Source organism: Burkholderia sp. MSMB1072, from assembly GCF_001524725.1.
GTDB lineage: Bacteria > Pseudomonadota > Gammaproteobacteria > Burkholderiales > Burkholderiaceae > Burkholderia.
This window is the reverse complement of the sequence record NZ_LOYC01000033.1, coordinates 102339-115229: the sequence shown is the minus strand read 5'-3', so window position 1 is coordinate 115229 and position 12891 is coordinate 102339. Positions and strand designations below refer to the sequence as shown.

The 12891-nt window shown below is 68.5% G+C and carries 10 protein-coding genes; 4 read left to right on the top strand and 6 right to left on the bottom strand.

What is annotated here, in order from left to right:
* Nucleotides 1-11: 11 nt before the first annotated feature.
* A complete protein-coding gene (locus WS89_RS17415) occupies nucleotides 12-1439 on the bottom strand; it encodes an efflux transporter outer membrane subunit (RefSeq protein WP_257128183.1) in 1428 nt (475 codons plus the stop codon).
* A 176-nt stretch (nucleotides 1440-1615) separates the two neighbouring features.
* On the opposite strand from WS89_RS17415, the gene WS89_RS17410 reads away from it, so the two are divergent.
* Nucleotides 1616-2389 (top strand): AraC family transcriptional regulator, encoded by a 774-nt coding sequence (locus WS89_RS17410; RefSeq protein ID WP_041489435.1) that lies wholly within the window; start codon nucleotides 1616-1618, stop codon nucleotides 2387-2389.
* A gap of 119 nt (nucleotides 2390-2508) precedes the next feature.
* A complete protein-coding gene (locus WS89_RS17405) occupies nucleotides 2509-3495 on the top strand; it encodes a LysR family transcriptional regulator (protein ID WP_059792256.1) in 987 nt (328 codons plus the stop codon).
* A gap of 28 nt (nucleotides 3496-3523) precedes the next feature.
* Here WS89_RS17405 and WS89_RS17400 read toward each other — a convergent pair whose 3' ends face one another.
* Genes WS89_RS17400 through WS89_RS17380 form a run of 5 tightly spaced genes read right to left on the bottom strand, consistent with a single transcriptional unit; the run spans nucleotide 3524 to nucleotide 9729 of the window.
* On the bottom strand, nucleotides 3524-4012 hold the full coding sequence (locus tag WS89_RS17400; protein WP_059792254.1) for an SRPBCC family protein: 489 nt from the start codon (nucleotides 4010-4012) through the stop codon (nucleotides 3524-3526).
* A 55-nt stretch (nucleotides 4013-4067) separates the two neighbouring features.
* The gene (locus WS89_RS17395; protein ID WP_059792252.1) at nucleotides 4068-7628 is read right to left on the bottom strand and encodes an amino acid adenylation domain-containing protein; all 3561 of its coding nucleotides are present in this window, start codon (nucleotides 7626-7628) and stop codon (nucleotides 4068-4070) included.
* A gap of 9 nt (nucleotides 7629-7637) precedes the next feature.
* Nucleotides 7638-8564 (bottom strand): diiron oxygenase, encoded by a 927-nt coding sequence (locus tag WS89_RS17390; protein WP_059792250.1) that lies wholly within the window; start codon nucleotides 8562-8564, stop codon nucleotides 7638-7640.
* Nucleotides 8561-8950, bottom strand: coding sequence for a cupin (locus WS89_RS17385; RefSeq protein WP_059503763.1), 390 nt, complete (start codon nucleotides 8948-8950; stop codon nucleotides 8561-8563). The genes WS89_RS17390 and WS89_RS17385 overlap by 4 nt, the downstream gene beginning before the upstream one ends.
* Complete coding sequence (locus WS89_RS17380; RefSeq protein WP_059786519.1) at nucleotides 8947-9729, bottom strand: DUF3050 domain-containing protein; 783 nt, start codon at nucleotides 9727-9729, stop codon at nucleotides 8947-8949. The genes WS89_RS17385 and WS89_RS17380 overlap by 4 nt, the downstream gene beginning before the upstream one ends.
* Nucleotides 9730-10123: 394 nt before the next feature.
* Here WS89_RS17380 and WS89_RS17375 point away from each other — a divergent pair, with 394 nt between their 5' ends.
* Together WS89_RS17375 and WS89_RS17370 are read left to right on the top strand one after the other, a co-directional pair.
* On the top strand, nucleotides 10124-11485 hold the full coding sequence (locus WS89_RS17375; RefSeq protein WP_059792248.1) for a condensation domain-containing protein: 1362 nt from the start codon (nucleotides 10124-10126) through the stop codon (nucleotides 11483-11485).
* 56 nt (nucleotides 11486-11541) lie between these two features.
* Nucleotides 11542-12888 (top strand): aspartate aminotransferase family protein, encoded by a 1347-nt coding sequence (locus WS89_RS17370; RefSeq protein WP_059503725.1) that lies wholly within the window; start codon nucleotides 11542-11544, stop codon nucleotides 12886-12888.
* Nucleotides 12889-12891: the final 3 nt, after the last annotated feature.

Sequence of the window (12891 nt, the reverse complement as noted above, 5' to 3'; positions counted from 1 at the left end):
AACGCGGCCGGCTATGGTTGCCAGCCGCCTCCGAGCGCCTTGAACACGGCGACCTGGTCGAGCGAGACCTGCTGCGTCGACTCGGCCAGCGCCGAATCGACCGCGACGAGGCTGCGCTGCGCGTCGAGCACGCCGAGGAAATCGAGTGCGCCGGCCTCGTAGTTCAGCTCGGCGAGGCGATAGGCGCGCGCATGCTCGGCGCGCGCGGTTTCGAGCGCGGCGCGGCGGCGCCACGCGGCGCCGTAGCGAGCCAGCGCCTGCTCGGTTTCCTTCAGCGCGCGCAGCACCTGCGCATCGAACTGGGCACGGGCGAGCGTGTCGTCGGCGCGGGCCTGCGCGAGCCGCGCGCGGCTCGCCGCCATGTTCGGAAAGCGCCACGTGATCAGCGGACCGACGCCCCAGGCGATCGCGTACTTGTCGCCGAGCGTCGACGGATCGCCGCCGGTCGACAGCCAGTTGACCGAGCCGCCGAGCGAAATCGACGGATACAGCTCGGCCGTCGCCACGCCGATTCGCGCATTCGCGGCGGCCAGCTGACGCTCGCTTTCACGCAGGTCGGGACGGCGGCGCAGCAGCGACGCGCCGTCGCCGACCGGGAACGGCCGGGCGAGCACCGGCGCGGCACGGCAATGCGCGACGGCGTCGGGCAACGCGCCGGGCGCACGCCCGGTCAGCACCGCAAGTTCGTACAGCGCAGCGCGCCGCGAGCCGACGAGCGCGGGCAGATCGGCGCGCGTGTCGTCGGCGAACGCGCGCGACCGCGCCACTTCGAGATCGGACACGAGCCCGTGCGCGCGCTGCTTCGCCGTCAGCGCGGCCAGCCGGTCCGCGATCCCGACCGACTGCTGAGCCACGTCGATCCGCTCGCCATACGCGCACACTTGCGCATACGCGGCCGTCGTCTCGGCGGCCACCACCACGCGCATCGCATCGGACGCGGCCTGCACCGCGTCCGCATCCGCGCGCGCGGCATCGACCAGATGACGCACGCGGCCCCACAGATCGACTTCCCACGACAGCGAAAACGACGGCGCGAAACCCCAGCGCGTATGCGCATCGGTGTCCTTGGCCGCCGCGACGATCTGGTCGGGCGCGTGCTTGCCGTAATCGACGCCGAACCCGGCCGTCGTATCGGGCAGCCGTGCGGCGCCGGCCTCGTCGAACACGGCACGCGCGCGTTCGACCCGCGCCACGGCCGCCGCGAGATCGCGGTTCTGCGCGAGCGCATCGCGCACGAGGCCGTCGAGCACGGGATCGTCGTAGAGGCGCCACCAGCGTTCCGGTGGTTCGCCGGCGGCCGCGGCCGGCACGTCGGCCACCGCGTCGAATGGCCCGGTGCGCGCCGCTTCGGACACGGGCGGCCGGTACGGCTCGCCGACCGAACACGCGGCCAGCGCGGCCGATGCCAGCAGCACGGCCGCACAGGTGGCGCGCCGCACGCGCGGCAAGCGTGTCTCGACGGCGGGAGAAACGGGCGAAGCGGACGGAGTGGACGGAACGCGCATCGGGTGGCAAGGAGGTCGAACAAACGATGGGCTTATGGTAATTTCGACCTGAGCGGTCGATCTCGCGCGTAAAGCGCATTCGTCGTCGAGAAAAGGACAATTCGGATCAAGTGGAAAATTTCTTCATCGCACTCGAACGCCAAGCGCGTGACAAGCAGATCGCCGTCGTCGCCTCCGACTCGCCGGCGGGCATGGCGTACCCGCCGCATTCGCACCGCCAGGGCCAGCTGATCCACGCGATTTCCGGCGTGATGATCGTGCACGCGGACGCGGGTAGCTGGGTCGTACCGACGGGCCGCGCGGTATGGGTGCCGGGCGGCACGCAGCACGAGATTCGCTCGGCCGGCGACGTGCAGATGCGTACCGTGTTCGTCGGCCCGGAAGTGCGGCCGAGCCTGCCGACCGAATGCCGCGTGATCGAAGTCGGCACGCTGCTGCGCGAATTGATCGTGACGGCCTGCGACCTGCCCGCCGACTACGACCTGTCGCACCGCGCGGGCCGCGTGCTCGCACTGATCCTCGACGAGATCGAGATCGCGCCGTCGCTGTCGCTGCACGTGCCGATGCCGCGCCATCCCGCGCTCGTCGCGCTATGCACGCGGCTCATCAACGACCCGTCGTCGGTCGTTACGCTGCAGGCGTGGGCGCGCGACGCACACATGAACGAACGCACGCTCGCCCGTGCATTCAAACGCGAGACGGGCATGACGCACGGCGCGTGGTGCCGCCACGCGCGGCTGCTGCTGAGCCTGCCGCGCCTCGCCGCCGGCACGCCGATCCTCGAACTCGCGCTCGAACACGGCTACGATAGCCCCAGCGCGTTCGCGGCGATGTTCCGCAAGGCGCTCGGCGTCGCGCCGAGCGAATACTTCCGACGACGCTGATCCGTCCGTCGATTGTCCGTTTTGCGACGATCGATCGCTGATGCGCGCGCGCGGCGTGCCGCAGCCGTCGCTACAGTAGCGACATTGCCACCTGGCCAGCCGGAGGTTTCGTTATCCCGATGGATCTGATTCAATGCATGCAGGCGTTCGTCACGCTCGCGGACGCGGGCACCTTCACCGAGACCGGCAAACGGCTCGGCATCACGACCGCACACGTCAGCCGGCTCGTCGCGTCGCTCGAGCATCGTCTCGGCATCCGGCTGCTGAACCGCACGACGCGTTCGATGTGCCTGACCGAAGCGGGCGAGCGCTATCTGGCGCGCGCCCGCGACATCACGCTGGCCGTCGATGCGAGCGAGCGGGAGGCGCGCGACGCGCGCGTGCATCCGCACGGCCGGCTGCGCGTGCATTGCAGCGCCAGCATCGCGAACCATTTCGTGATTCCGCTGATCGGGCAATTCCAGGCGCGCTACCCGGACGTCAGCGTCGACCTGACGCTCGCGCCGCACTTGCCGAAACTGGTGCGCGACAGCTACGACGTCGCGGTAATCGCGATGCCGAGCCTGCCGAGTTCCGAACAGGTCGCAATCGACGTCGGCCGCATCCGCAGCGTGCTGTGCGCATCGCCCGCGTATCTCGATGCACACGGCACGCCCGATTCGCCCGGCGCGCTGGTTCACCATCGCTGCGTACAGCTGGTCGCGCCCGCGTATCACGAGCGCATCTGGACGCTGTGGAATGGCGCGGAAGCACAGACGGTGGACGTCGATCCGTCGATGACGGCCGACGTCGCCGCGTCGCTCGCGATCGCGGTGCGCGAAGGCGCGGGGATCGGCTTGCTGCCGGACTTCGTCGCCGCGGCAGACTTGCGCTCGGGCGCGCTGGTGCGTGTGCTGCCCCACTACCAAGCGGAAGAAATCGGCGTGTTCCTGGTGTACGCGTCACGTCAGCATCTCGATGCGAAGACGCGCGCGTGGGTCGACTTCATGAAGGCCGCGCTGCGCGATGCATTCGCACAGATGCACGACGACGCGTGCGCACCATCGGCCAGGAAAAAAAACCACGCGCCGGGCAAGGCCGGCGCGTGGGCCGGCGCCGCCGCGTAGCGGCACGGCGCCGACGGGCGATGCACGGTTACTGCGGCTTGAACAGCGCGCGCAGGTTCGTCATCGCCATGTCGAGGAAGCCGGTGACGAACGCGTCGAATTCCGGCTGGCGCGCGGTGCCGCCGTGCGACGGTTCGCCGGCGATGTCCCACGTCACCGTGCAGGCCTGGTCGCCGCGCGGCTCGACGCGCATCAGCGCCCACAGATTGCCGATGTCGAACGACGTATGGATCAGGCTCCACGTCATCACCATCGCTTCGTCGTCGTGGCTGTTGAGCTGTTCGACGACGACGTTGCCGTCCGCGAAATGCTTGATGCGCAGCGAGCGCACGCCTTCGCCGATCATGTCGGTATGGTCGAGCCCCGTGATGAAGCGCGAGAAGCCGGCGAAATCGCCGACCACGCGCCACGCGTCACGCGCCGGCACGTCGAGATCGGCCGAGCCGGACAGGATCGGCGTTTGCGGCGCGTAGACGAGCGTGGACGGACGGGGTTGCGTTGCAGTACGTTGCAGCATGATGCCTCCTTGATGAATGATGCGATGACAGCGATTGATCAAACGGGGTACGTCTTCACCACGCGGGTTCGGGCTCGGCGTCGCGGCGGGCGTCGTTCGCGCGCCGCGACGGCTCGGCCGGCGGCGGCATGAAGCCGCATTCGGCGAGATAGCCGAAATGCGCATCGAGCAGCGCGTCGTCCTTGTCCGGATACGTGACGCCGAGCCGACGCAGCGTCGCCTCGGTGCGCGCGTGGTCGATGACGGCCATGTCGCCGATATCGTCCTGCCGGTCGTCGAGATAGAACGCGACGACGTCGAACAGCGCATTCGATTCGTCGATCGACAACAGCCGTTCGCGCCAGACCTCGGGCGCCTCGAAACGCAGCGGATAGCCCCGCCGCACGAGTGCGCGCAGGTAGCCGGCCCAGTCGAGCGGGCGCGGGTTGTGCAGATGGAACACGCGCTCGGTGCGCGCACCGTCGAGCGTGCACGCGACGATCGCCCGCGCCAGGTAGTCGACCGGACTCAGGTCGAACAGCCCGCCCTCGGTCGCGAGCGGCGCGCAGCCGAGCTGAACCGCGCCCTTGAGCAGCAGCAGGATCCGGTTGCGTCCCGGCTGGCACAGCCCCGTGCGCGAATGGCCCGTGATGTTGCCGGGCCGCAGGATCGTCGTGTCGATCCCGCGCGCAGCCGCTTCGGCAACGAGATGCTCGGACACCCATTTCGTCAGGTTGTAGCCGTTGTTGACGAAGGCAGGGCCGGCCTCCGACGGGGCCGCCTCGATCAGGTGGCCCGTCGGGCCCGTCGCGCTCGCCGCGGATAGCGTCGATACGAAATGCAGCGCCTTGCGGCGACCGCTGCAGCACAGGCGGAGCAGCTCGAGCGTCGAGCCGACGTTCTCCGCGTGCAGGTACGGGTAGTCGTACACGTGGTTCACGTGTGCGCCGTTATGATGAATCGCGCCGACCTCGGCCGCGAGCGTCTGCCACACCGCGTCGGACAAGCCGAGACGCGGCGCGCCGAGATCGCCGCGCAGCACGCGCACGCGCGGATGCCCGCACAGATGGCCGAGCCCGTTGACGAACGCCGCTTCGTCGAGCCGCCTGCGCGCGCTCGCGTCGTCGTCGCCGCGCACGATGCAGTAGACGATCTGATTCGTATGACTGATCAGTTCGCTGAGGATGAAGCTGCCCAGGAAGCCGTTCGCACCGGTCAACAACACCGCGCCGGGGCCGTCGCCCGCCGGCTGGTCGGCCGGCAGTCGCACGTCGTCGGGCAGGCGGCGATCGTCGTGCACGCGCGCCGGCACGTTCGCACCGCGCTCGCCCGACTCGTCGGTTAGCAGCGCCGCGAGCGCGGCGATCGTCGGCCGCTCCATGAAACGCGCGAGCGCCGCGTTGCCGCCCAACTCGCGCTTCACCGCAAGCATCAGCCGCGACACCAGCAGCGAATGGCCGCCCAGTTCGAAGAACGACGCATCGCGGCCGATCTCGTCCGGCGCGAGTTCGAGCAGCGTCGCCCACATCGCGGCGAGACGAAGCTCCAGCGCGCCACGCGGTGCATCGCGCGTGTCGTTCCCCGCACGCGACACCGGCAGGCGCGCGAGCGCGGCGCGATCGATCTTGCCGTTCGGCGTCGCGGGCAGCACGTCGAGCGCCGTGATGTCGTACGGCACCATGTAGTCGGGCAGCGCGGCGGCCAGCATGGCGCGCAGCGCGTCAGGCGTCGCCGCCGCGTCGACCGGCTTCGCGGCGAACAGCCGGATGCGCTTGCGCTCGTCGGGCACCACCACGCATTGGCGGTACAGCCCCGCCGCCAACGCGGCCGTCTCGATTTCGCCCGGTTCGACGCGAAAACCGCGAATCTTCAGTTGCGCGTCGCGGCGGCCCACGTAGCGCAGCGTACCGTCCGGCTCCCAGCTCGCGATGTCGCCGGTCCGGTACATCGTCGCGCCCGGCGTGCCGTACGGATCGGCGACGAAACGCTCGGCGCTCAGGTCGGGCCGGCCGAGATAGCCGAGCCCGACGCCCGCGCCGGCGATGCACAGCTCGCCTTCCTCGCCGGTGAGCGTCGGACGGCCGTCGGCCGCGAGCACATGGCAGCGCGCGTTCGCGATCGGCCGGCCGATGCGCCGGTTGCTGTCGCCGGCGCGCAGTTCGCCCGTCGTCGCGAGCACCGTGCATTCGGTCGGGCCGTAGATGTTGTGCAGCCGCCGGTTCGCGCTCCAGCGCGCGATCGTGTCGGGATCGCACACGTCGCCACCAGTGATGAGATGCGCGAGCGCGGGCCAGTCGCAATCCGGCAGCGCCGCGAGCAGCGCGGGCGGCAGGAACGCGTGCGTGATGCGCGCGTCCGCGACGAGCGCCGCAAGCGCGTCGAGCTCGCGGCGCTGCGCTTCGCTCGGCGCGACCAGCGTCGCACCGGCGAGCCAGGTCGGGAACATGTCGAGCAGCGACGCATCGAACGCGACCGTCGAGAACTGCAGCACGCGCGACGACGCATCGAGCGACACGTGCGCGCGATACCAGTGGCAGAAATGCACGATGTTCCGGTGCGACAGCATCACGCCCTTCGGCACGCCGGTCGAACCCGACGTGTAGATCGCGACCGCGCAGCGCGCATCGCGATCGGGATCGCTTTCGAGCGGCCACGCGCCGGCCTGCGTATCGCGCGCACCATCCGCTTGCGTGTGGGTGCCGCAGTCGATCACGTCGAGGTCGAATCCGTCGAGCAGCGCCGGCTCGACCGCGCGGTCGACGACGAGCGCTTGCGCACCGGACTCGCGCAGGATCGTGCGGGCACGCTCGGGCGGAAACGCCGGATCGAGCGGCACGCAGGTCGCGCCGGCGCCCAGCACGCCGACGATCGCCGGATACAGCGCGACGCCCTTGTCGAGCCGCACCGCAACCACACGCGGCGCGACGGGCCGAGCGGCAATGCGCGCGGCGACCTGGCGGGCACGCGTGACCAGCTCGCGATAGGTCAACCGGCCGTCGGCCGCGACGAGCGCGCAGGCATCCGGCGCACCGGCCGCCGCACGCGATACGAGTTCGGGCAGCGACGGTTCGCACGGCCATTCGGCCATCGTATCGTTCGACGCGTGCCAGCCGGCCAGCCGTTCGAGATCGAGCACGATGTCGGCCGGCCTGGGCGGTGTCGCGCGCGGCGCGTCGTTCGGATCGCTCAGCTCGCGGGCGATCCCGCTCGCGACTTCGTGCATCAGATCGACCGCGCACGCGGCGATCTCGCCCGCGAGATCGGCACCGTTGAGCGCCACGCCGAACGCAAGCGTCGCGTCGGCCAGCTCGCGCGTGTCGCCCGGTGCCGCGTCCGTGAGCCACGCGACACGTACCTCGCGCGGCGGAAAGGCATCGGCGACGATCTCGCACCGCAGCAGCCGAGCGTGCGCGCAGTGTACGGCCGGGTCCGGCGCGCCGCAGACAATCGACCACTCGGCCGCGTTGCGCAACGTGTCGGGTGCCGGCGCCGGCAACAGCAACGCGTCGGCCGCGTCGCGTAGCGGGCCGTCGCGTCCGTCGGCGATGCAGACGGTATGGCCGGTCGCCTCGAGTTCAGCCGCCAGCCGTGCAGCGAGACGGGTCTGGCCGCCGATCGCAATGATGATCGCTTTCATCGACGTGACTCACAGGTAGTCGGACAAGGCCGCGCGGGTCGGCGCGTGATCGAGCAGGCCGCTCATCCGGAAGAACTGCCGGATGTTGACGATCATCGGATGCTGGCTCGTGATCGGATACGCGCCGACCATGTCGTCCGCGATCCGCGCGCGCTCGGCGGCCGGCAGATCGAGCGCATCGATCAGGCGGCGATCGAACTGCAGTTGGAGGTCGGCGCTCAGGTATTCGCGCAGGAAGCACGGCAGCCCTTCGCCGAGCGCGAGCCGCGCGAGTTCGTCGATCTCCGACCAGTACAGCTTCACGAGATTGATCCAGAACGCCGAGTGACGGCCTTCGTCCGCGAGGTGATCGGCCATCACGCCCTTCACAGAGCGCTTCAGCGTCGCGTCGCGCGAGAACGCCGCGACTTCCGCCGTGACCGTGTTCTCCGAGATTGCGACGCACAGCAGCTCCATGCCGTCGCGATACTGCGCACCGACCCGCTCGACCGCGCGCGGAATCGCACGCGACAGCTCGATCTCGCTGTTCGGCGGCAGCGGCGCGATGCCGGTGGCTTCCTCGACCTGCCGCAGATAGTCCATCGCGACGTACGCGTGGTAGTCCTCGTCGATTACGACGGTCATCGCATCCTGCCGGCACGCGAACGGAAACGGGTGCGCGAACCGGCCGCGCGCGATTCGCAACGCGGTGGCGTTGACGATCTCCGTCTCGAAGATGATCACGTCCTGAATGTACTTGTAGAAGCTCTGCAGCAGGACGAAGTCGCGCACCGCGTCGCCCGCGTCGATGATCGCCGGGTGCGCGCACAGCGGCTGGCGTTCGAGCGGGTAATAGCGCAGTTCGTCGTCCTCGACGATCCGCCGAGGGCGCGATCGCACGGTCGCGCGCGCCTCCCAGCGATCGACGTGACTCACGTATGTGACGGCGGTCGTCATCGCGTGTCCTCCGGGGAACCGTAGTAATGGATTTCGAGCAGCAGGCAGCCCGCGTCGCTGCGAAACGGGCCATGCGGCGTGCCGGCCGGACGCACGAAGTAGCTGCCTTCCCGATACGTCGCGCGAGACTCGCGCGTCACGACGTCGACCAGGCTCTGGTCGCCGTCGATCAGGTGCACTTCCTCGTGGTAGTCGTGCAGGAACGGCACGCGCGTGCCCGCGCCGGGATCGAACCGCACGATCCGGGTCCGGATGCCGCGCTTCGCGTGCTCGTCCAGCGTATCGACGAGCACAACCTGGTCGATGCCGTCGTCGAACGCCGCCGGGTGCTCCCAGTCGAGCGCCGCGAAATCGACGATGCGCTCGGACAGCCCGCGCGCGTTCATGCAGGCACCACGTTGCGGGTGTGGCCGAGATGCGCGAGCAGCCCGTCCCACAGACGCATCCGCTCGTCGATCGCGTCGAGTCCGGCCTGCAGCGCTTCCTCGAGCTTCGCCGCGTCGCCGTCCGCCGCTTCGCGGATCATCGCGCGCGCCGCCGGCCCATGCTCGCCCGAATCCACTTCGATATGGCGGTCGAGGTAATACACGAGCAGCGGAATCGACGAGCGCTCGATCTTCCATTCGTCGAGCAGCGTGCGGAACATGTCGGGAATCACGTTCTCGCGGCCGTAGAAGAAGTTGCCGAGCACCTGGTGCGTCGCGCCCGACGTGCACGCGGCCATCGTCGCCTCGACGAAGCGGATCACCGGCTCCGGCGCATCGACGGCCTTCAGCGCGGCCGACACCGAGAAGCCCGAGCGCACCAGCGACACCATTTCCTCGATGCGTGACGTCGACGCGCCGACATCGCGCATCGCGTGCAGGTACAGGTCGTAGTGGCTCATGTGGCCGTTCGGCGTTTCGTCCGATTCCTCGCCGAGCACGATCTCGTTGATCAGGCGCGACGCATTCGCGTTGCGCGGCGCGACCCACGGCACCGCGACGGTCGTCAGATCCTGTTGCAGCCGCTTCACGAGCGACATGAAATCCCACACGGCAAATACGTGCCATTCCATGAACACGCGCAGCTCGTCGATGGTACGGATCGATCCGAACACCGGATGATGCGCGAGCCGCTCGTGCTGCTCGCCGATTTTTCGCTCCAGCCCTTCCAGTTGATTCACGGGACTCTCCTAGTAATGTCCGCTCGCGCCAGCCCACTGCGCCGGCTTCCGGCGCCGGAAACCGTTTCCGGCGAATTGCCTGCATGCCGTTTTCGGCTTGCGCAGCAATTTCAGGCGTCGATGCTAAATAAGCTGATAATTTGCCGCCTATTGAAAATGGACATTCTCATATTCTTTCCGGACCAGACTACTCACCCATCCACAAAAACCTTTACCAGCAAGGCTTTGAAGAATTACCAGCAGAACCGCACGGAATTGACAGCCGCAAATCGGGCTGTCTAGGATAAGAATTGCGATTCATCAAAAATGAAATGCACGATGCGAATATGTATTTTTTATTAAACAAATGCGCATTTAATTCATCCACCGGAATCAGCTTTCCAGGAGAAACGACGTGACCGATTCGACGCTTCAATTGCCGCTGTCCGCGCCGCAGCGGGATTTCTGGGAGGCCGCGCTTGCGTATCCCGTCCCGTCGACGCATATCTACGCAGCCGAGTATTTCGAAATTCGCGGCGCACTCGACACCAGCGCATTCGAACTCGCGCTGCGGCAGGTGATTCGCGAGGCGCAGACGCTGCACACGACGCGCATCGTGCTGGATGGCGGCACGCCCGTACGCGTGCTCGACGCCGCGCTCGCCGACCACTGGACGCTCGAACACGTCGACCTCGCCGGCACGAAAGACGCACACGCCATCGCGCTCGCCGGCATGCGCGCGCACTGCACGGGCGCGATCGAGCTGGCGCGCGGGCCGTTCTTCCGCCATACGCTGTACCGCATCGCGCCGGATCACTACTACTGGTATCACGGCTACGCGCACATCCTGGTCGACGGCTATTCGGGGAGCCTGATTGCCACGCGCGCCGCCGAGCTGTACAACGCATTCGCATCGGGCGCCAAGGTGCCGCCCACGCGCTTCGCGTCGCTCGCGGAGCTGCAACAGGACGAAGACGCGTACCGCGCGTCCGAACAGTTCGCGCACGATCGCCGCTACTGGCTCGAGCGCTTCGCGGATCAGCCGCGCACGGTCACGCTCGCCGGTCCCGCACGCTTTCCCGAGCGCGACGACGGGCCCGACCTGCGCGAGACGCGCGTCGCCACCGCAACCGAAAGCGCGCGCATCGAGGCGGTCGCCAGGGATCTCTTCACGTCGACGGTGCCGCGCCTCGTCACCGCGCTGACCGCCGCGTACCTGTACCTGAACACCGGCGCGCACGACATCGTGCTGTCGGTCGCCGCGATGGCGCGCACGTCGGCGCGCGAGCGCCGCACGCCGGCGCAGTGCGCGAACATGCTGCCGCTGCGCCTGCACGTCGAGCCGGGCCACACGCTCGACGATCTGTGCCGCCAGGCGAACCGCGAAATGATCGCGCTGCGCCAGCACCAGCGATACCGGATGGGCGACCTGCACCGCGAGCTGACGTCGCTCGACAACGGCCAGGGCGTGTTCGGCCCCGAGATCAACATCATGGCGTTCGACTACGACCTGCGGTTCGGCGATTGCGTGACGACGTCGCACAACCTGTCCGTCGGCACGACCGACGACCTGATGGTGAACCTGACCGACCGACGCAACGGCGAGCCGCTGCGCTTCGACTTCGACGCGAGCCCGCAGTACTACAGCCGCGACGCGCTGAACGCCCACGTCGGTCAGTTCCTGACTTTCATGCGTGTCGCGCTCGACGAACCGTTCGCGACGCTCGGCGCGCTCGAAAGCCGGCTCGACTTCCAACCGGCGGCGCTCGCCGGCTGAGCGTCACCTGCGTCACCGTATTGCCTCGTCCAACCTAATCACTACGGAGTCCTGTCATGTCCTATTCGGAATCGCGCTTCTGGCATCCCCGGCAACATCCGCTCGCCGCGTCGCGCCAGCCGATCCGCATCACGCGCGGCGAAGGCTGCTATCTGTACGACGACACCGGCCGGCCGTATCTCGACGCGGTCGCGTCGCTGTTCAACGTGTACGTCGGCCACGGCCGGCGGGAAATCAAGGAAGCGATCGTCCGGCAGCTCGACGAGCTCGAATATCACCCAGTGTTCGCCGGATTCAGCCATCCGCGCGCGGAAGAGCTGTCGGCGCGGCTGGTTGGCATGCTGCAGCCCGAAGACATGAGTCGCGTGATCTTCGGCTCCGGCGGCTCGGACGCCGTCGAGGCCGCGCTGATGATCGCGCGGCAGTACTGGAAGGTGTCCGGGCAGCCCGAGCGCACCAAGTTCATCGCGCTGCGCCAGGCTTATCACGGCTCGCACTTCGGCGGCAGCTCCGTCACCGGCAATACCGTCTACCGGCGCAACTACGAGCCGACGCTCGCCGGCTGCTTCCACGTCGAGACGCCGTGGATCTATCGCAACCCGTTCACGCACGATCCAGAAGAACTCGGCCGCCTGTGCGCGTCGCTCGTCGAGCGCGAGATCCTGTTCCAGGGGCCCGATACCGTGGCAGCCTTCATCGCCGAACCGGTGCAGGCGACCGGCGGCATCATCGTGCCGCCTGCGAACTACTGGCCGCTGGTGCGCGAAGTATGCGACCGCCATGGCGTGCTGCTGATCGCCGACGAGGTAGTGACGGGCTTCGGCCGGACCGGCGCGGCATTCGGCAGTCGCGGCTGGGGCGTCGCGCCCGACATCATGTGCCTGGCGAAGGGCCTGTCGTCGGGGTATTTGCCGCTCGGCGTGACCGTCGTCAACCGCCGCATCGAGAACGCGTTCGTGTCCAATCCGGGCGGCATCGGCACGCTGATGCACGGCTACACCTATTCCGGTCACCCGATCGTCTGCGCAGCCGCGCTCGCGAACCTGCAGATCATCGTCGACGAGGATCTCGCCGGCAACGCGGCGCGCGAAGGCGCGTACCTGCTGGAACGGCTGCAGCCGCTCGTCGACCGCTATCCGGTGGTCGGCGACGTGCGCGGCAAGGGCCTGCTGGTCGGCATCGACCTCGTGAAGGACAAGGTCACGCGCGAATCGATCGATCCGTCGGACGGCTATGCGGCCGCACTGGCCGACGCGGCGCGCGATGCCGGCGTGCTGATCCGCTCGCTCGGCAACCGGCTCGCGATCGCGCCGCCGCTCGTGATCGGTCGCGAGGACGTCGACCGGATCGTGCATGCGGTCGAGCATGCGTTCGAAGCGGTGCCACGCTGGACCGCACGCTGAACG